16 protein-coding genes are annotated in these 20,161 nt (G+C 41.8%); 10 read left to right on the top strand and 6 right to left on the bottom strand.

What is annotated here, in order from left to right:
- Positions 1–217 precede the first annotated feature (217 nt).
- Complete coding sequence (locus MSC25_RS15505; RefSeq protein ID WP_054981819.1) at positions 218–1,075, top strand: immunity 49 family protein; 858 nt, start codon at positions 218–220, stop codon at positions 1,073–1,075.
- A gap of 56 nt (positions 1,076–1,131) precedes the next feature.
- Here the strand turns inward: MSC25_RS15505 and MSC25_RS15500 are convergent, their stop codons facing one another.
- The 5 genes from MSC25_RS15500 to MSC25_RS15480 form a co-directional block, all read right to left on the bottom strand.
- Positions 1,132–1,791: a DsbA family oxidoreductase gene (locus MSC25_RS15500; RefSeq protein WP_248443910.1), complete on the bottom strand. Its 660-nt coding sequence runs from the start codon at positions 1,789–1,791 to the stop codon at positions 1,132–1,134.
- A 110-nt stretch (positions 1,792–1,901) separates the two neighbouring features.
- Positions 1,902–3,122, bottom strand: coding sequence for a Xaa-Pro peptidase family protein (locus MSC25_RS15495; protein ID WP_248443909.1), 1,221 nt, complete (start codon positions 3,120–3,122; stop codon positions 1,902–1,904).
- Positions 3,123–3,280: 158 nt separating this feature from the next.
- Positions 3,281–3,892 carry a flavin reductase gene (locus MSC25_RS15490; RefSeq protein WP_248443908.1) on the bottom strand — a complete coding sequence of 204 codons (612 nt, stop codon included), beginning with the start codon at positions 3,890–3,892 and terminating at the stop codon, positions 3,281–3,283.
- 9 nt (positions 3,893–3,901) lie between these two features.
- A complete protein-coding gene (locus tag MSC25_RS15485; RefSeq protein ID WP_248443907.1) occupies positions 3,902–4,624 on the bottom strand; it encodes an SDR family NAD(P)-dependent oxidoreductase in 723 nt (240 codons plus the stop codon).
- Positions 4,621–5,019, bottom strand: coding sequence for a DUF393 domain-containing protein (locus tag MSC25_RS15480; RefSeq protein WP_029771847.1), 399 nt, complete (start codon positions 5,017–5,019; stop codon positions 4,621–4,623). Before MSC25_RS15480 ends, MSC25_RS15485 begins: the two co-directional genes overlap by 4 nt.
- A gap of 120 nt (positions 5,020–5,139) precedes the next feature.
- On the opposite strand from MSC25_RS15480, the gene ppc reads away from it, so the two are divergent.
- Together ppc and cdd are read left to right on the top strand one after the other, a co-directional pair.
- Entirely contained in the window at positions 5,140–7,785 is a 2,646-nt protein-coding gene (ppc, locus tag MSC25_RS15475; RefSeq protein ID WP_248443906.1) for a phosphoenolpyruvate carboxylase, read from the top strand.
- A 107-nt stretch (positions 7,786–7,892) separates the two neighbouring features.
- A complete protein-coding gene (cdd, locus tag MSC25_RS15470) occupies positions 7,893–8,819 on the top strand; it encodes a cytidine deaminase (RefSeq protein ID WP_121638428.1) in 927 nt (308 codons plus the stop codon).
- Between the two features lie 81 nt (positions 8,820–8,900).
- Here the strand turns inward: cdd and udp are convergent, their stop codons facing one another.
- The gene (gene udp / locus MSC25_RS15465; protein ID WP_004588758.1) at positions 8,901–9,656 is read right to left on the bottom strand and encodes a uridine phosphorylase; all 756 of its coding nucleotides are present in this window, start codon (positions 9,654–9,656) and stop codon (positions 8,901–8,903) included.
- Between the two features lie 435 nt (positions 9,657–10,091).
- Here udp and MSC25_RS15460 point away from each other — a divergent pair, with 435 nt between their 5' ends.
- The 7 genes from MSC25_RS15460 to MSC25_RS15430 all read left to right on the top strand — a co-directional run bounded on the left by MSC25_RS15460 (position 10,092) and on the right by MSC25_RS15430 (position 20,119).
- On the top strand, positions 10,092–11,201 hold the full coding sequence (locus MSC25_RS15460) for an arginase family protein (protein WP_248443905.1): 1,110 nt from the start codon (positions 10,092–10,094) through the stop codon (positions 11,199–11,201).
- Between the two features lie 119 nt (positions 11,202–11,320).
- The gene (locus tag MSC25_RS15455) at positions 11,321–12,031 is read left to right on the top strand and encodes a transporter substrate-binding domain-containing protein (protein ID WP_024031933.1); all 711 of its coding nucleotides are present in this window, start codon (positions 11,321–11,323) and stop codon (positions 12,029–12,031) included.
- Between the two features lie 115 nt (positions 12,032–12,146).
- The gene (locus tag MSC25_RS15450) at positions 12,147–13,427 is read left to right on the top strand and encodes a hemolysin family protein (RefSeq protein ID WP_024031932.1); all 1,281 of its coding nucleotides are present in this window, start codon (positions 12,147–12,149) and stop codon (positions 13,425–13,427) included.
- A gap of 258 nt (positions 13,428–13,685) precedes the next feature.
- Entirely contained in the window at positions 13,686–14,855 is a 1,170-nt protein-coding gene (locus MSC25_RS15445; RefSeq protein ID WP_248443904.1) for an efflux RND transporter periplasmic adaptor subunit, read from the top strand.
- A gap of 12 nt (positions 14,856–14,867) precedes the next feature.
- On the top strand, positions 14,868–18,002 hold the full coding sequence (locus MSC25_RS15440; protein ID WP_248443903.1) for an efflux RND transporter permease subunit: 3,135 nt from the start codon (positions 14,868–14,870) through the stop codon (positions 18,000–18,002).
- The gene (locus tag MSC25_RS15435; protein ID WP_248443902.1) at positions 17,999–19,414 is read left to right on the top strand and encodes an efflux transporter outer membrane subunit; all 1,416 of its coding nucleotides are present in this window, start codon (positions 17,999–18,001) and stop codon (positions 19,412–19,414) included. The genes MSC25_RS15440 and MSC25_RS15435 overlap by 4 nt, the downstream gene beginning before the upstream one ends.
- Before the next feature lie 78 nt (positions 19,415–19,492).
- Positions 19,493–20,119, top strand: coding sequence for a TetR/AcrR family transcriptional regulator (locus MSC25_RS15430; protein WP_024031928.1), 627 nt, complete (start codon positions 19,493–19,495; stop codon positions 20,117–20,119).
- The last annotated feature ends 42 nt before the right edge of the window (positions 20,120–20,161 follow it).

The raw sequence follows: 20,161 nt of genomic DNA, 5'->3' as shown, positions 1-20,161 counted from the left end.
GACTATTTTCAATTGCACTATTCTCGTGTAAGTAAAATAGTGTCAAAAAGAAAGACCTGACCACCCTATTTACACAAGCCTTGGGCAACACTTTGCAAGCATTTGATAGTTATTCTGATAACATTGAATTTCGTAAAGTGCAACAGAAGTTTCAAACTGGCAGTAGTTTAAAACCAACGTTTGACGTGACAAATTACACCATTGGAAAGATTCAGTTATGAGCGATTTAAAGTACCACAATGACCACTATAAATTAGTGAACTTGCAAAATGCCTTTCATATTCATTTAGATACTTATAACAATAGGTGGCAGCGTTATCTCGAGCTAGAGCCCGCGATTTATGAGGAGCCACAGGCACGGTTAAACTCTGACGCAATGGATTGTATAAGTCTAAGCTTTCATGCACAAAATGCAGAAAAAGGGCTTGAGGGCGCGTCTATTATGCGCTTTGGCCTAGATTTATTACATGCGCACTATAATTTAGTGTCAAACCCCGGGCAGCGCCATATTTTTACTTTAAAAGGTCACGTATTTCGCTTAGAAGGTCATTCTGAACATCGCTTAATCATGGTTGATGATTGGTTACTGCAATTAAGTTTAGCCCTGTGTTTAAGAGATGCTGATGCGACTGAGCTAATCTGTCGATGCGAAGAAAGTTGGCTTGAGTACCCTGATGCCCTTGACTTCGCACTCCTAAATTTTGTGCGAAATATATTTGTACAAGACGCAGACCAAACAGTGTTATTACGCGAGGTAATGGAAAAATCAGGCCCTGAGCATGTTGATGAATTTAGAGCGCCTTATGTGAACATGCTTTTCTTGCCTTATTTGGATGTGTGGGTAGCGCTTTTATCAAACGATGAAGCTCATTATAAACGGGCAATCTACAAGGCTATTGAATTACATTATACATTCTACAATGACCCACCTGAGGGCGCAGTTACGTGGACAGGCGATGTAGCTCTGCTAATAAGCGCAGTGGCTAGCCTTGCCTATGATAAACATGGTTGGCAAGTGCCCGACACCCCTTACCTGCCAAAGTGGCTAATTTATAAAGAGTTTGAAAATGCTTAAATTAGCATTGTTTGGCTACGAGGCTGCATATTGCAGCCTTTAATTTTGCTAGCTAACTAAACTTCTTGCTTAGCCTCTTCTTCACTAATTTGTTTTAGTGCTTGAATAAACGACTCACTCGGTTGTCCGCCACTGATTGCATATTTATCGTTGATAATAAATGTAGGTACAGAGGTAATACCGAGTTGCTTAAAGCGGTCTTGCTCTTGTCGTACTGTTTGAACGTATTTATCTGAGTGTAAAATACTACGCGCCTGCTCTTTATCAAGGCCAACACTTGCGACTACATCAAGCAGTGCCTCTTCTTGATTTAAGTATTTTAAATCGGTGAAGTGTGCTTCAAACATGGCAAGCTTTAATTCGGTTTGCTTATCTTCTTCACGCGCCCAAGTAAGTAGGCGGTGTAAATCAAAGCTGTTGATCATGATGCGCTCACCATCAAAATTAAAGGTAAAACCGGCACGCTGACCTGCTTCGAACATGTTTTTACGATTTTCATCGCCTTGTTCTTCGCTTAGGTTGTATTTTTGCATTAGATGCTCGTTTAAGTTTTGACCTTCAAGCGGCATGTCAGGGTTTAACTCAAAAGGATGCCACGTAATATCTGCACTCATCTCGTCTTTAAGTTGGCCAAGCGCTGTTTCTAGGTTTTTGTAACCTATTACGCACCATGGGCACATTACGTCTGATACGATATCAATTTTAAAGTTTTTCATATTCATCCTTTTGCGGATTGCTTTTGTATAACAGAGGATATTGGGATGAAGTATGCATTATCAATCCTTAAACTAAAAAGAGCAGCTAATGGCTGCTCTTTATAAAGGGTTTAAGCGTTAAGCCCAAACGGGTCGTCAATACTATAGCTTGGTTGTGTAAACCAATGCGGGCCGTTGTCGGTCATATAAAAGTGATCCTCCAAACGTACACCAAATTCATCAGGTATTACTAGCATTGGCTCGTTACTAAAACACATGCCAGGTGCAAGTGGGGTTTTGTCTCCACCGACTAAATAAGGCCATTCGTGAATATCTAAGCCAATACCATGGCCCGTACGATGCGGGCAGCCGGGTGTTTGGTACTGTGGCCCCAATCCTTGAGCCGCTAAATAGTGACGAGCGCCTGCATCAACTGCTTCACACGTAGCGCCAATTTTTGCAGCACTAAAAGCGGCGAGTTGAGCTGCTTTTTCATGATCCCAAAACATGCGCTGGCGCACTGTTGGCTCACCAAATACATAGGTGCGGGTTATATCTGAAAGGTAATCATGCACTTTGCAACCGGTATCTATTAATACCATATCGCCTTTTTTAAGCACTTGCGCATCTTTAACGCCATGTGGAAATGAGGTCGCCACACCAAATAAAACAATACAAAAATAGTTACCTGGGGCACCTACTTTTTGATGCGCTTCTTTAATGAAGGCTTCTACCTCTGTGGTGGTAATACCTTCGTAAAGCATGCTTGCAGTTGCTTGATGTACAGCTAAAGTCATATCCATTGCGCATTGCATGAGCGCTAATTCGTTTGCCGATTTATGCATGCGGCAATGTGCAGTAACGCTCTGTGCATTAACTATATTTAGGCCTTTTTGCGCTTTGTTTATACCGTCGAATATAAAAAACTGTGCACTTTCATCAATGCCTATTGTGGCATTGTCATTAATGTTGAGCTGCTTGAGTACACTTACAAATAACGCATATGGACTTTCGTGTTCTTGCCAGCCATGAATGGGGCCTTCAATCACTTTAAAGCCGTTTAGGGTGCCAATTTCAAAATAAGGGGCTATGTATTGTACATCGCCTATAGCGGGTAAAATGGCGCCAACCATGCGCTCACTTGCATACCACTTCATGCCTGTAAAATAAGTAAGGTTTGTACCTGCATTTAAATAAATTGCATCTATATTATTTGCTTGCATATAAGCTTGTGCTTTTGCAATGCGCTGTAAATATTCATCTGCTTGAATAGGGGTTACATTGGCGGTCATGTTGCTCAATCCCGCTAATGCTTGCTCGCTTGTGTGTGTACCAACGCCTTGTGTGGCCATAAAAGTCTCCTTGGTTTCAATACCAAGCTGCATAAATACTTGAGCAATTTAACAAATTAAATTTCACTAAAATGTTAAAAAGGCCCAATAAGCAGATTGGTGTTAGGCATTGTGTTTAATGTAAAAGCATAATTCAATATTATGCGACAACATGCATACTAAGGTTTTTTAGCGTAAGGTAAACGCGATAATTTATTGCTAGTGTGGTAGCTATCAAGCCCTGTTACAGCCACTGTTTCAATGGCTTGTAAATCTAAAAAGCCATCACTTTGTAGCGCCGCTTCATCTAAATACACATCGGTAATTTCACCTATAACCAGCTCAGTGCCATTAACGGCTAAGTGTTGGTGCTCAACGTATTTTACAGAGTATTTTAATCGCGACTCTTGCACAAAAGGGGCTGTAAATTTATTTAAGTATTCTGGCGTTAAACCTGTTGCGTCAAACTCTGACTCGCCTTTATCGTAGCGAGCTGATGTTTGATGAGCTTGCTTATATATGGCCTTATTTACTTGGTTAATGGTGTAACAACCGGTTTCTATGATGTTTTCAAACGTATGGCGAGGCACGCTATTAGGGCGCATTATCATGCCAACCAATGGCGGGTGAGCCCCTAAATGAATAACCGAGCTAACAATAGCTACATTTGTATTGCCTTGCTTATCTTGCGTGCCAATTAAGTTGGCGCTTTTAAAACCCGAAAGTGAATTAATTAAATGAGTACGAGTGTGTTTTTCAAGTGCGTTTATGCGCTCTTTAGTAAAATGCATCAAAGGTCCTTACCAGGGTATGGCTTCGCCTTGCCAATCTAAATAGGCGGGCTCACCGTTAAGTTCTAAATGAGAGTTATTAAACGTAAGTGTAAAAAGCTGTTTAGCTACAAACTCAGCGCTAAAAAGCTTATCCGCAGGTACGTTTTTTTGAAATGGTTTTGAAAGCGCAGTATCGGTAGTGCCCGGATGAAATAACACCAGTTTAGTATTTTTAGCTCGGCGCGCCAGTTCTACCGCTGCGGTTTTAAATAGCATGTTTAAGGCCGCTTTAGATGCGCGGTATGTATACCAACCGCCTAATTTATTATCGTTAATACTGCCCACACGCGCACTGAGCGCCGTTATAGTGCACTGCGTTTTATGTGTTAACAGCGGCAAAATGCTTTGTAAGCACAGTAAGGGAGTGAGTGTGTTGGAATTAAATAATTCGTTAAAATAGTCTGCGTTTAGCTCTTCTAGCTTTTTTTCTGGCATGTGGGTTTTGTTGTGTAAAGTGCCATTAAACATAACGACCTGTTGAATATCGGCATTTTGCTCTTTTAAGTAAGTTGTAACCTTGGCTAAGCTTTGCGCTGTGTAATCGCTCTTTAGGTAAACAACATTACTATTTGTATCTGCCTTTTTTGAGCTAACACATATAACTTGCACTGTGGGGGCATTTATTTGTAGGTGCTCAATATAAGCTTGTGCTATTGCGCTGCTGGCACCAAATAAAACAATTGTTTTCATTGTTTGTCCTTTGTATTAACAGTGCATTGGCCGTTTAAACAGGAGGCGTTTGGCATGAGCAAACGGCTTATTTTTTGTCTGTGTTTTGCAAAAAATATATAGGCGGCATCAGCGAAGTAGCGAATTATTGGCAAGCGAAAAATTTTCAACCAGCGGTATTTTCCTACTGTTCTCCACGCTTGATAGGTAACATCTAAGCCGTAAATCATCTCCCCAGTTGGTAACTGTGCATGCAATATAGCCATGGCCTTGTTTTTATTAACACTTGGATAACGTGCGCTAAAATCGTGGCTATTAAGGTCTTCTAAAACAATTTTATGTTTAGTATCAGCATCTTTAAGGTGCTGCATTTCGGTATTGCAAAGCGGGCAGCTGGCGTCGTAAAAAATGATCATAAAAGCCGTTTTCTAATAATTTACATATAGCTAATTACGATTCACCATTGCAAATGGATCTATTAAATCTGCGCTCATGATGATATTAATAGCATTCCATGAAACAAAGGAGACTGAGAAATGAGTGAACAATATGCCGCCTTGCGAGGTAATGTTAATTTACTTGGGCAGCTACTAGGACAAACTATTAAAGATGCCCAAGGCCAAGCGATTTTAGATAAAGTAGAGGAAATTCGTGCTTTATCAAAGTCATCTCGCAGTGGTAACGAAGACGACAGACAAGCGCTAATTGAGGTACTACATGCGCTTAGTGATGAAGAGCTTTTACCGGTTGCCCGTTCATTTAATCATTTTTTAAATTTAGCTAATGTAGCAGAGCAGTTCCACACTGTTTCGCGTTTTAATGATGTTGGTTTTTGCCAACTAAATCCTCTCACTCAAACATTAAAAACGTTAACTGCAAAAGCAAAAGAAGGCCAATTAGATAGTAATCATCTGGCCGAAACACTCTCAAAACTCCACATAAACTTAGTATTAACCGCTCACCCAACCGAGGTGACGCGCCGTACAATTATTAATAAGCACGTAGAATTAAGTGATTGTTTAGCATCGCTTGAGCGCAAAGACAATTTACCACAAGAACGTGAAGCTATTTTAAATCGCATCGCTCAGCTTATCAGCCAAGCATGGCACACCGATGATATTCGGCGTTCTCGCCCAAGCCCAGTTGATGAAGCTAAATGGGGATACGCTGTTATTGAAAACAGCTTATGGCACGCTGTGCCACGCTTTTTACGTGAGTTTTCAGATCAAGTTAAAGAGCATTTAAGTTTAGAGCTCCCAATTGATTACAGCCCCATTGAGTTTACCTCTTGGATGGGCGGAGACCGTGACGGTAACCCATTTGTAACTGCACAGGTAACACAGCAAGTACTTGATCATGGTCGTTGGATGGCGCTTGATTTATACAGCCGTGATATTGACACGCTAAGCGCAGAGCTGAGCATGTCAGATGCAAGCGATGAGCTAATTGAGCTGGCAGGACAAGACTTTGAACCTTATCGCGCTGTACTTAAAAAGCTTAAAAACCAAGTCTCTGAAACAGTGGTTCATTTAGGTGCAAAAATCAAGAATAAGCGCAGCGATTCAGAAGACTTAATCACTGATATAAATCAAATCAAGCACCCAGTAGAGGTGTGCTATCGCTCTTTATTAAAGTGCAACATGAAAGTTGTCGCCGATGGTTTATTACTTGATTTACTGCACCGTATAAATAGCTTTGGCCTGCGTTTGGCAAAACTTGATGTACGCCAAGATTCAGACCGCCACAGCGATGTGTTTTCTGAGCTTACACGCCACCTAGGTTTAGGCGATTACAACCAATGGCAAGAGCAGGACAAACAAGCATTTTTGCTTACCGAGCTTAATTCTCGCCGTCCGCTTATTCCTAAAAACTGGCAACCAAGTCCAGAGGTGCAAGAAGTACTCGACACCTTTGATGTAATAGCTAAGCAAGATGAAAAAACATTTGGCTTGTACATTATTTCAATGGCGCGTACCGCCTCTGACATTTTAGCTGTACAACTGCTTTTAAAAGAAAGTGGCTGTCAGTTTAATTTACCAGTAGCGCCTTTGTTTGAAACGCTTGACGATTTAAACGCCGGTAGCGATGTAATTACCACGTTGCTTGATAACGTATGGTACCGCGGGCATATTAAAAATACCCAAAATGTCATGATTGGTTATTCTGATTCAGCTAAAGACGCCGGCATGATGGCCGCAGGCTGGGCACAGTACGAAGCAATGGATAAACTAGTGCAGCTTGCCGATAAGCGCGGCATTGAACTTGTTTTATTCCATGGTCGTGGTGGTACGGTAGGGCGCGGTGGGGCACCTGCTGCACAAGCACTGCATTCACAACCGCCTGGTTCATTAAAAGGCGGCTTGCGAGTAACTGAGCAAGGCGAAATGATCCGCTTTAAGTTTGGTTTACCTGATGTAGCACTGCAAAGTTTAAATATTTACGCGGGTGCCGTACTGCAAAGTAACTTATTACCACCGCCAGAGCCTAAGCAAGAGTGGCGTGAAGTGATGAAGTTGATAAGCGAGCAGTCGTGCGATCACTACCGTAATGTGGTTCGCCATGATGAAAACTTTGTTCCTTACTTTAGAATGGCAACGCCTGAGCTAGAGCTGTCTAAATTACCATTGGGCTCGCGTCCTGCTAAACGTAATCCAAATGGTGGGGTTGAGAGCTTACGTGCTATTCCATGGATTTTTGCATGGAGTCAAAACCGTTTAATGTTACCTGCATGGCTTGGCGCATTAACAGGCTTAAAAGCGGCACTTGATAAATACGGCATAGAAACACTGCACGAAATGAGCCTGCAATGGCCATTTTTCAGAGCACGTCTTGAAATGCTAGAAATGGTATTTAGTAAAGCCGATAGCTGGTTAAGTGAGCATTACGATAACGCGCTGGTGGAAGACATGTACAAACCACTGGGTACCTCGTTACGTAAAGAGCTAGAAGAAGCAATTAGCTTAGTGCAATCGCTTAGCCCGCAAAATAGCTTATTGGCAGATCAACCATGGATAAAAGAGTCGATTGCGCTGCGTAATCCGTACACCGATCCGCTTAATGTACTGCAAGTTGAGCTGCTGCGTCGTTCGCGCTCAAGCGATAAAGTAAGTGAAGGTGATATTGATAATGCATTAATGATCACCATGACAGGTATTGCTGCAGGTATGCGCAATACTGGTTAGTCTACTTTAACTTAAAAATAGGGGAGCACAGTGTGCTCCCTTTTTTTGCTGGCATTTAGGCGCCTAACCTTTTAAACTACTTAGCCATTAAATAATTATAATATGTTATGGCATCAGCAACTTTTACTGTGCAACAAGACACAGCACTCACAAATTCACATATCTCACTAAGCGTTACGCAAACTCAAGCATTACGCAGCCAATTAAAAGCCCAGCGTGGTATTTTACATCCTAACGATATTAGCCAATTGTGCGCGCAACTTAATGTATCTGATGACGCGTTATTACAAGGTTTGGTGCCTTTAGCGTCTGAATTTTCGGTGGCTCCTGTTTCTCACTTTCATGTGGGAGCTATTGTTAAAGCACTTGATGAGCAAGGTGATATAAATTTTTATTTTGGTGCTAATGTCGAGTTTGATCACCAAGCGCTTAGTTTAGTCGTGCATGCAGAGCAGTCGGCGATTAACAATGCGTGGTTAAATGGCGCAAAAAAAATACTAAAAATAGCAATTAGCGATGCCCCATGTGGTTATTGCAGGCAGTTTATGAACGAACTGGCTGATGCAAAAGAGTTTGATATTTTACTGCCAGAGCAACATTTTAAATTAGCTGATTTATTACCGCATTCATTTGGCCCCACTGATTTAGGCAACGATTTTAGCCTGTTTAACCCAAAACAGCAGCAACACACATTTGCAGATACAGCCCTTGATGAAAAGCTAGCAGCCATGGCGCTAATGGCCTACGTACCTTACAGTAACAACTTTAGCGCAGTTAAAATAAGTACCTTTAATAATGGTGACTTTTACGGCAGTTACGCAGAAAACGCGGCTTACAGCCCAAGCCTTTCGCCGCTTCAAAGTGCGCTTAGTCAATTGTTTTTAGCGGGTCTTAGCTTTAACGATAAAACGATTAAAGCAATTACACTGTTAGAAACCCAAGGTCATGAAAACCAAGGGGGAGTAGCACGTGCGGTACTTGCAAGCTTTAGCAATTTGCCAGAAATAGAAGTGATTAGCGCAAAGCTAAGGTAACCAGAATTTAGGGTAAGCTAAAAACAATAAAGCACAGCAATTGCTGTGCTTTATGCGTTTTATTAAAGCGCTAAAAAGGCATTAGCCTAATAGTACTTTTGCAGCTTCTAATACCACAGCCACTGATTTTTTCTCAATTTCACCGTGATCAACGTTTGGAATTTCTTGGCGAGTACGGTTAACCAATACACCGGCAACACACGCCGCTTTAAGGCCTAGCGCTGCACACATGGTAAATAAGGTAGCAGACTCCATTTCGTAGTTCATCACGCCTAGGTTTTGCCACTCTTCACAGCTACCTTGTAATGACTTAGGTACATAACCCGAATGCGTATCGTAACGCTCTTGCCCTGGGTAGAATGTGTCGCTTGAGGCAGTAATACCAATGTGGAAGTCGATATCTAGGTTTTTACACGCTTGCACCATAGCTTGAGTCGCAAAAAAGTCAGATACCGCAGGGTAGCTAAGTGGTGCAAAGTGTTGGCTTGCGCCATCTAAACGCACAGACGCTTGGCTTACTAAAATATCACCTTCATTAATATGTGGCTGAATTGCCCCAGTAGTACCAATACGTAAGAAAGTACGTACGCCAAGCTGTGCCAGCTCCTCTACAGCAATAGAGGTTGAAGGGCCGCCAATACCGGTTGAACAAATCACCACAGAGTGACCATTTAACTGGCCTAAATAAACATGAAACTCACGTGTTTGAGCAAGGCAGGTTGGGTTGTCTAGGAATTGAGAAATGCGTGCAGCACGATCTGGGTCACCAGGGACAATAGCAAGCTCAGCCCCTTTTAAATCGTCAATACATAATCCTAAGTGAAATACCTTTTCCATAACTAAGCCTTTTTTATAAAAATTTGTTGTCAATCTAGCATCATTACGGCAAATGTAAACTAAGTACAGGACGTATGTCCGATGTTGAAAAATACTTATAAATGATGGCTTTATTCATTCACATTGAATATTAAATCAAAGGCTTAAAGTTCGTTAAAAGGCGGGTGGTTGACTTGTTTATTGAGAGTCTATATGTATTGATTATGGTGATAACTTAAATTTATCAATACGTGGTTTAAAGCGTTTTTAGTTATTTAATAACAAACAGTTACGGCTTTATTTTAGCTTTTTTTAACGGCTTTTATATAAGCGCATAAATAATGCTTGAGCAATAAGTGAGCGCATTGCGCGATATTTGCAAATAGGCCGATAATTTTAGTTTTTGCATAACTAATCAAAACCACATGAATAAAACACACAAGTATAGGATTTATTATGAGCACACAATTTGACGCGTTTAAACGTAAAGTAGAGCACTGTTTATGTGCACCTGGCGATGGTGTATTTACAGTTAATACCGCGAAAGAGCGTAAAGCGGCATTACGTAATAAATTGTATGGGCAAAGCGAAAATGTTGATGTTTTGTGGCGCGATTCTTTAACACAATTACCCGAATCTCCTCACAAAGCGGTTATGTTAGGTATTAGCTCAGATTGTGGCGGCGGTATTTTACGTGGCGCAAACTGGGGGCCATTATTTTTACGCTCAGCCTTGATTGATCAGCAAACCCAGTGCCGCTCTTTTGATTTAGGTGATGTACGCGTTATCCCGCATTTATTACATGATAAATACTTAAACGACGCCACAATTTCAAACTGCCAAAAAGCCCTATACGGCGATAAAAACGATGATTACTACGTAAGCCCGCTTTCTATTACCGAAGATGTGTGTGACAGCTTTTACGCCACATTTAAAGATAAAGGCATATTTGGCATTGGGGGCGATCACTCAATTAGCTACCCGCTAACTAAAGCGTATTTAAAAGCTAAGCGCGAGCAAGGCAAACGTACCGCTATTATTCATTTTGATGCGCATACCGATTTATTAGTAGAGCGCTTAGGGATAGATTTATGTTTTGGCTCGTGGTGTACGCATATATTAGAGTTTTTACCTGCACCGCATCATTTAATCCAGTTTGGTATTCGCTCAAGCGGTAAACCTAAATCGCACTGGGAAAGCACCTTTGGTGTAAAACAACATTGGGCTAATGAAATAATAGAGCGTGGTGCAAAAGCGGTTGCAGATGAAACCATTGCGCAGCTTAAAGCCGATAACGTAGATGAAGTGTATGTAAGCTTTGACATAGATGCACTCGATGCCGAATTTGCCTCAGCTACGGGCACACCAGAAGATAACGGCTTAACCCCGCAACATGCACTGGATATTTTACAAGCTATTGCCGATCAGTTTCCAATTACTGGCGCCGACATGATGGAAATAGCGCCATTTACCGACAGCTCATTAGTGGGCCAAGCAAGTTCAGAAACAACATTACGTGAAGGCGCTAAAATTTCAGCGTTCTTAATTAGTGCAATGAATAAATAGCAAGTTAGTCTTTAAAAAATCTAGTCCTATCAGCGTATAGGGCTAGGTTAAAAACTAGCGGTTCGGTTACCCTCGGCTATAGTTGGTGTATATCTGTTTTAGTTTTGAGGCGAAGCTAAATGAAGCTGTACTTATTTTTGTTGTGTTTTGCATGCATAAGGCTCAATGCAGCTGAAATTACAATAGTGACCGAAGTATTCCCCGATTTTCAATACATTGACGAAAACAACCAACTTGCAGGGCGCTCTGTAGATAAAGTGAGAAACGCGCTCGCCAATACAGATATTAAATACACTATGTTAGCGCACAGTTGGGCTGTGTCTTATAACGCAGTATTAAGAGATACGAATACCTGTATATTTTCTATTGTAAGGTTACCTAAGCGAGAAGATAAGTTTAGCTGGGTGGCTGAGCTTGAAAGTTTTGACTCTGCTATTTATGCCCTTAAATCACGTAACATTCGCTTAAAAACGCTTAACGATGCTAAAAAATATAAAACAGCGGTGCTTAGGGATAATTTTAGCCACCATTATTTGCTAGAGCGTGGCTTTAGTGAGGCTAAAAACTTATTGATAATTGATAGCTTAGACAAAATAGATAAATTAATAAGCACACGGCACGATATTCTCGACTTTGTTATTTTAAGTAAAAAACAATTTAACTACCGCGCACAGTTTGAGCCAAAGCTTAAATTATTAGAGCCTATATTTACGCTCAATACACAACACTCCCCCCTTTACTTTGCGTGTAATAAAAACATGCCGCAAAGCCTACAAGATAGACTTGCGCTGGCATTCGATGAAGCAAAAAAGAAAAATAAACAACGCTAATTCAATGGCTTATTAATTTAGCCTGTAAAAGCATAAATATAAATTGCCGCGTTTAAAAAAGCGTCTATAATCAGCTGCTTTTTATTGAAAAAGCGCTAACTTTTTGGAGCGTTAAATGGGTGATTTAATCGGGATTAGCTTATTGATCTTGATCAGTGCGTTGTTTGCCATGTCGGAAATTGCTATTGCGGCGTCGCGTAAAATTAAACTGCGGGTAATGGCCGATGAAGGCAGTGATAACGCGGCCGCGGTATTAAAACTGCAAGAAAATCCAGGGGCGTTTTTTGCGATGATCCAAATTGCCTTAAACGCGATTGCTATTTTAGGCGGAATAGTAGGCGAACAAGCGCTATCGCCTTATGTACAAAGTATCTTGGTGCTTTTTTATCAAGGTGTACACCTTGAAAAAATTAGCTTTTTATTTTCGTTTTTTACCATTACCTCGCTGTTTATATTATTTGCTGATTTAATGCCAAAGCGTTTAGCGATGATCATGCCCGAAGCGGTGGCTGTGCGTGTGGTAACGATAATGCGATGGGTTACTTTTGCACTTACGCCATTAGTAATGTTTTTTAATGGTTTAACTAATTTTGTACTGCGTTTATTTAAAGTACCCGCAGAACGAGAAGATATTGTTACCACCGAAGACATTGTGGCGATGATGGATGCGGGCGCAGAATACGGCAGCTTACAACAACAAGAGTATGAGCTAATTGGCAATGTGTTTGAACTAGAAGCACGCTTTTTATCAAGTGTAATGACCCCACGCGACCAAATAGTTTATTTTGACTTAAATGAAAGCAGCCACGATATAGCCACCAAAATTATTGAAAATCCCCATAATCATTTTTTAGTGGTCTCGGGTAATTTAGATAAATTACGCGGCTCTGTTGAGTCAAAAGATATACTACGACAAGTACTAAAAGGTGAGCCAGCTAATATTGAGCAAGAGCTGATTGAAACAGACGTGTTTTATTTACCTGAAACCCTAAGCCTGTCTGAGGCACTAAATGCATTTAAAAGTGCTGCAAAACCGTTTGCTGTGGTAGTAAATGAATATGCCTTGTTAGTCGGTATTGTTACCGTAAAAGATTTAATGAAAGGGTTTATGGGAGATTTAATTACCCATCAAGGCGATGAACTTATTATTGCCCGCGATGAGCACTCATGGTTAGTGGATGGCTTAACCCCGATTTCTGATTTAGCAAAAGTATTAGGCATTGAAGAGTTTCCCGATCAAATGCACTTTGAAACCGTAGCTGGCTTTTTAATATACACAATGAAGCGTATACCTAAACGTGCTGAGCACTTTACCTTTAATGGCTTTAAATTTGAGGTGGTTGATGTTGAGGGCATAAGGGTTGAGCAATTATTGGTGTCTCGTATAAATAAATAGTTATAAATTTGTATTAAAGCCAAGCTTAGCTTGGCTTTTTTGTTGCAGGTTAATAAATAACGCACCGCAATAAAGTTTATTTTTCATACTTGTCCGTTTTATTTTTCATCAAGTTAACACCTTCTACAACCTATGGCGTAGTTTAATTTTGCAACTGTAAGTTAGTGTAAATTTGCACCCGTTTTAATTTATTCTCGTTTAGATTTACTTTAGAATGATCGTTCACTCTAGACATAAATAGACTAAAAGGTATTTAACATGCAGCGTTCTCGCATCGCTTTATTTGTATTAACAGCCCTCGTTGGATCTGTTGCTTTAACAGGTTGCGACCAAGCAGCTGACTCGCAACAAGCTTCAGCTCCACAAGCAGTACCTGTTGGTGTAATTACATTAAAAAGCCAAGCGCTTACACTAAAAAAGGAGCTTCCCGGTCGCATTAGTGCTTTTCAAATTGCGGAAATCCGCCCGCAAGTAAGTGGCATTGTGCAATCGCGTTTATTTAAAGAAGGTGCTCAAGTTAAGCAAGGCCAAGCGCTTTATCAAATTGACCCCGCTACGTTTGAAGCTGACCTCGCAGCAAGCGAAGCAGCTGTGGCCCGCGCTGAGGCAAGTATTGCCAGCACTAAATCAAAAGCGTCGCGTTATAGCGAGCTTTTAAAAATTAAAGCCGTAAGTCAGCAAGACTTTGACGAAGCAGATGCAGCGCAAAAGCAAGCGCAAGCAGAGCTATTAACGGCAAAAGCACAGCTTAAATCGGCGCAAATTAACCTAGATTACAGCCATGTATCTTCTCCAATCAGTGGCCAAATTAGTAAATCGAGCGTTACTGTTGGTGCGCTTGTTAGCGCTAATCAAACAACAGCACTGGCAACAGTGACCCAGCTTGACCCTATTTATGTTGATTTAACCCAATCAAGCAACGAGCTAACTCAACTTAAAAAAGCTATTTCTTCAGGTTCATTGAGCGTTGATTCACAATCGCAAACAGATGTTGAATTGCAAATGGAAGATGGCTCAATTTACCCACTTAAAGGCACGTTACAGTTCTCTGAAGTGACTGTAGACCCAAGCACAGGGTCGGTTACTTTACGCGCTAAATTCCCAAATCCTGATAAGTTATTATTACCGGGTATGTATGCACGTGCCTCAGTGGTTGAGGGCGTAAAACAAAACGCTATTTTAGTGCCGCAACGTGGGGTTAGCCGTAATACAAAAGGCGAGCCAACAGCCATGGTTGTTAGCAAAGAAAACACCGTTGAAAGCCGCGTTTTAAAAGTAGACAGAACGATTGGTTCAAACTGGTTAGTAACCGACGGGCTAAGCGATGGCGATAAACTGATTATTGAAGGGTTACAAAAAATTCGCCCTGGAGCGCCGGTAACACCGACTGAAGTTTCACCATCAGCAACAGCTGACAAAGCGCAATAACGGAGAGTTTTAATGTCACGATTTTTTATCGACAGACCCATCTTTGCATGGGTACTTGCTATCGTGGTTATGCTTGCAGGTGTTTTAGCTATTCAAAGTTTACCAATAGCTCAATACCCGTCAATTGCCCCGCCGGCAATTAGTATTACTGCAACATACCCGGGCGCATCAGCACGTACCCTAGAGGATACGGTTACCCAAGTTATTGAGCAAAAAATGAAAGGCCTTGATGGTTTGCTATATATGTCATCGACTTCTGAGTCGAGTGGTTCAGCAACCCTTACGCTTTCATTTAGCGCCGAAACTGACCCGGATATTGCACAGGTACAAGTGCAAAACAAGTTAGCCACAGCCACCCCTTTGCTACCTGAAGAAGTGCAAAGGCAAGGTGTATCGGTGGCTAAGTCTGCACGTAACTTTTTAATGGTACTGGGTTTTGTATCAAAAGATGGCAGCATGACGAATATCGATATTGGTGATTATGTGTCATCTAATGTTCAAGATATTGTTTCGCGTGTTGAAGGGGTAGGTGAGGTTCAGCTGTTTGGTTCTCAGTATGCTATGCGTATTTGGTTAGACCCAGCTAAGCTGCAAAACTACAAGTTAACCCCTGCTGATATTAGTGCATCAATCAGTGCTCAAAACGCCCAAGTGTCTGCTGGGCAATTAGGCGGCATGCCTGCGGTTGAAGGTCAGCAACTTAATGCTACCGTTACTGCACAAAGCCGTTTACAAACAGCAAAAGAGTTTGAAGACATTATAGTTAAGGCAAACGCCGATGGCTCGTTTGTACGCCTTGAAGATGTAGCCCGTGTAGAGCTTGGTGGTGAAAGCTACCGTGTTGTAGCGCGTTACGATGGACAACCAGCATCGGGCTTAGGTATTAAGCTTGCCAGTGGGGCAAATGCACTCGATACCGCAGAAGGTGTAAAAGCCGCTATTGAAGAGTTAAAAGCGTTTTTTCCTGAAGGCTTAGATGTTGTTGTTCCTTATGATACTACTCCGTTTGTTTCGTTATCGATTGAAAAAGTAGTGCATACATTAATAGAAGCGGTTGTGCTGGTATTTGTTGTTATGTATCTGTTTTTACAAAACTTCCGCGCTACGCTTATTCCAACTATAGCTGTACCTGTGGTGTTGTTAGGTACTTTTGGTATTTTGTACGCGTTTGGCTATTCAATAAATACATTAACCATGTTTGCGATGGTACTTGCCATAGGTCTACTGGTTGATGATGCGATTGTTGTAGTAGAAAACGTTGAGCGTGTAATGAGTGAAGAAAAACTCTCTGCGCTTGAAGCAACACGTAAATCGATGGATGAAATTAAAGGCGCGCTAGTGGGTATTGCCATGGTGCTGTCGGCTGTATTTATTCCGATGGCGTTCTTTAGTGGGTCTACCGGTGTTATTTATCGTCAGTTTTCTATTACGCTGGTATCAGCAATGGGGCTATCGGTATTAGTAGCACTTATTTTAACACCTGCATTGTGTGCCACGCTTTTAAAGCCTAGCCACGTGCATGATAATAGCTCGATGTTTGGCCGTTTTTTCAGTGGTTTTAACCGCGGGTTTGATAAAACAAATGCCGGCGCGCAAAGTTTTGTAAGCCGTATGATCCGCTTATCTAAGCGCTACCTTTTATGTTATGGCCTTATTGTTGCGGGCATGGTGTATATCTTTTCAAGCCTACCTACAGCGTTTTTACCTGATGAAGACCAAGGTATTTTGTTTAACCAGGTTTCACTGCCTGCAGGCTCAACTACCGAAGAAACATTAGAAGTGGTTAAAAAAGTAGAAAACCACTATTTAAACGATCAATCTGAAGCTGTTAACGGTATTTTTACGGTAACCGGATTTAGCTTTGCAGGTTCTGGTCAAAACTCAGCAATAGGGTTTGTAAACTTTAAGCATTGGGATGAGCGCGAACGTGATGATTTATCTGTGCAAGGTGTGGCAGGTAAAGCAATGGGCTACTTCTCAACGATTAAAGAAGCGTTTGTGTTTGCTTTCCCGCCGCCAGCCATTGTTGAGCTAGGTACTGCAAATGGTTTTAATATTTTCTTACAAGACAGGGTTGGACTTGGCCACGATGCTTTATTAGCAGCGCGTAATCAATTACTTGGTTTAGCGAGTCAAAGCCCAATTTTGGCGGGTGTACGCCCTAACGGACAAGAAGATATGCCCGAGCTGCAACTTGATGTTGACCTTGCTAAAGCACAAGCACTGGGTGTGTCTCAGGCTGATATTAACAGCACGCTATCAACTGCGTGGGGTAGTAGTTACGTTAATGACTTTATTGACCGTGGCCGCGTTAAAAAGGTCTACCTTCAAGGTGAAGCGCAAGGACGTATGGTGCCAGAGGATTTAAACAAGTGGTATGTACGTAATGACAGCGGCGATATGGTGCCATTTTCAGCCTTTGCAAGTTCGTATTGGACCTATGGTTCACCACGTCTCGAGCGTTATAACGGCTTTTCAGCAATGGAAATTCAAGGTACTGCTGCACCAGGTTACAGTACTGGCCAAGCAATGGATGAAATGGAGCGCTTAGTTAAACAACTTCCTAATGGAATTGCCTCTGAGTGGACGGGTATTTCGTTTCAAGAGCGCTCTAGCAGTGGCCAAGCCCCGTTACTTTACGGTTTATCGCTATTGTTTGTATTTTTATGTTTAGCAGCGCTTTATGAAAGCTGGTCTGTACCGTTTGCGGTTATGCTTATTGTGCCATTAGGTATATTTGGTGCGACGGTTGCCGCGGTAATGGCAGGTTTATCTAATGATATTTACCTTCAGGTAGGTTTATTAACCACCATAGGATTAGCCTCTAAAAATGCAATATTAATCGTAGAATTTGCGATTCATAAAATGCAAGAAGGTCTAGGGTTAGTCGATGCGGCTATTGCAGCAGTACGCTTACGCTTACGTCCAATATTAATGACCTCAATGGCCTTTATTTGTGGTGTTATACCGCTTGCTATTGCCTCAAGTGCCGGTTCAGGTGCGCAAAATGCACTGGGTATTTCGATTATAGGTGGTACGCTTGCCTCTTCTATTTTAGTGGTGGTATTTGTGCCGTTATTCTTTGTTTTAGTTCGTCGTGTATTTCCAATGAAAAGCACCGACGATAAAAAGGAGAGCGCACAATGAGCATTAAACGCTTCACTTTAAGCGCAATTACATTAGTTGTTTTAAGTGGCTGCCAACTAGCCCCTGAGCAAAAAGACCTTGCTTTACCAGTGCCAGATACTTATGTATCTGACACTGAGCAAGCAGCAGCGCAGCAGTTACATTGGCAGCAATTTTTTAATGATGAAAAATTGCAAACCTTGATTAGCTTAAGCCTTGAGCATAATAAAGATATGCAAATAGCAGTATTAAATGTGCAGCGTGTACGCGGTTTATACCAAATTGAAGATTCGGGTTTATACCCTTCATTAGATTTTAATGGTGGGGCTACGCGCCAACGTTTACCGGCTGATTTAACCAGTACGGGTGAAGCAGGTATTAGCTCACAGTACAGCGCAACGGTTGGTATTACCTCTTATGAATTAGATATTTGGGGTAAGGTACGTAACCAGTCTGAGCAAGCCCTGCAAAACCTCTATAACACTGAGCTTACGCAATACAGCACGCAAATTTCACTCATTGCTGAGCTTGCCAATGCTTGGTTAAACTACGCAACTGACTTACAGCTATTAGAGCTTGCTAAAGAAACATTAAGCTCGCAGCAGGAGTCGCTCTCGCTTACGCAAAAAAGCTTTGATTTAGGCGCTACATCGGCAATTACGCTTGAGCAGCTTAAAAGTACGGTTGCCACTGCAAAAGTAGATATAGCAACATATAATCGCTTGTTAAAACGTGATAAAAGCGCGTTAGATTTACTGGTAGGGCGCCCTGTATCGAGTGATTTATTACCGACAAACTCGTTAACTAATTTACTGGATTTACCAGAAGTACCTGTTGGTTTACCCTCTGATTTATTAACGCAGCGCCCTGATATTAAAGCCGCTGAGCACGCTTTATTAGCCGCTAACGCGAATATTGGTATAGCGCGTGCGGCGTTTTACCCAAGCATTAGCTTAACCGCGACTGCGGGCAGTACGTCTAGCGATTTAAGTGGCTTGTTTGATTCAGGCTCAGGGACGTGGAGCTTTGTACCGTCAATCAACTTACCAATTTTTACTATGGGACGTAATCAGGCAAATCTTGATGTGGCAAAGGCCGATCAAGAAATTGCGGTGGCGACGTACCAGCAAAAAATTCAAAATGCGTTTCGTGAAACCGCCGATGCATTAGCAGATAGAGAAGGCTACAAAGAGCAACTTGATGCCCTCGATATGTTAATTAGTTCGCGTCAGCTAACGTACGATTTATCAAAAATGCGTTACGAAAAAGGGGCTGATAGCTACCTACAGGTACTTGATGCACAGCGTACGTGGTACTCGGCTCAACAGCAGTTAATAACAGGTCAGCAGGCTTACCTTGCCAGCCAAATTAATTTGTATAAAGCTTTAGGTGGCGGCTGGAATATAGCTAAAACACCTGTGCAAGAGCAGTAAAATGAAAGGTGTTGTTAAGTTAAGCTATGCAATGAACTTACGCTGTATTAAGTATGCGCTTAATACCGGAGTAGGGTTATGAGCACGAAAGCTAAAAGGCATATAGACCCAGCATTAGCACAAGCTAGGCGAGAGCAGGTGCTTAGTGCTGCCTCAGAGTGTTTTAAACGCAAGGGATACCATGGCGCAGGCATGGCCGAAATATCCCGTACTGCAGGCATGAGCGCTGGGCATATATATAACTACTTTGAAAGCAAAGAGGCAATAATTGAAAGTATTATTGCTAAAGACATGGAAGAAATGTTTTCTATCTTTCAGGAGTTTGAAGATCACCCAGGTGATGTTCTGCAAGCGCTTATAGATGGCTTAAACATTGGTGTACAAAGGCATATGGATACCGGTGCCTGTGTGGTTGATTTAGACATGATGGCGGAAGCGGGTCGCAATAGTAAAGTGGCCTCGCTTTTACGAGATATGGATATTCAAGCGCGTGGGCGCATGCGTCAATTGCTCACCAGTGAACGTAGTGCACTTAAAGACACTGATGAACACGAACTTGAAAGCCGCATTAACGTTATTTTTTCGATGATGGCGGGGTTACTGCTTCGTAAGATGCTCTACCCTGAACTCACCGAAGAAACGGTGTTAATCGCGCTAAGGCCTGCGATGAAAACCTTGCTAATGCCGTTTGATAAAACCAAGTAATAGAAAACTAAAAAGCGAGTCAAACGACTCGCTTTTTTAATG

Source organism: Pseudoalteromonas sp. 1CM17D (genome assembly GCF_023161805.1).
Classification (GTDB): domain Bacteria; phylum Pseudomonadota; class Gammaproteobacteria; order Enterobacterales; family Alteromonadaceae; genus Pseudoalteromonas; species Pseudoalteromonas atlantica.
This window is presented reverse-complemented; position numbering and strand designations above follow the sequence as displayed.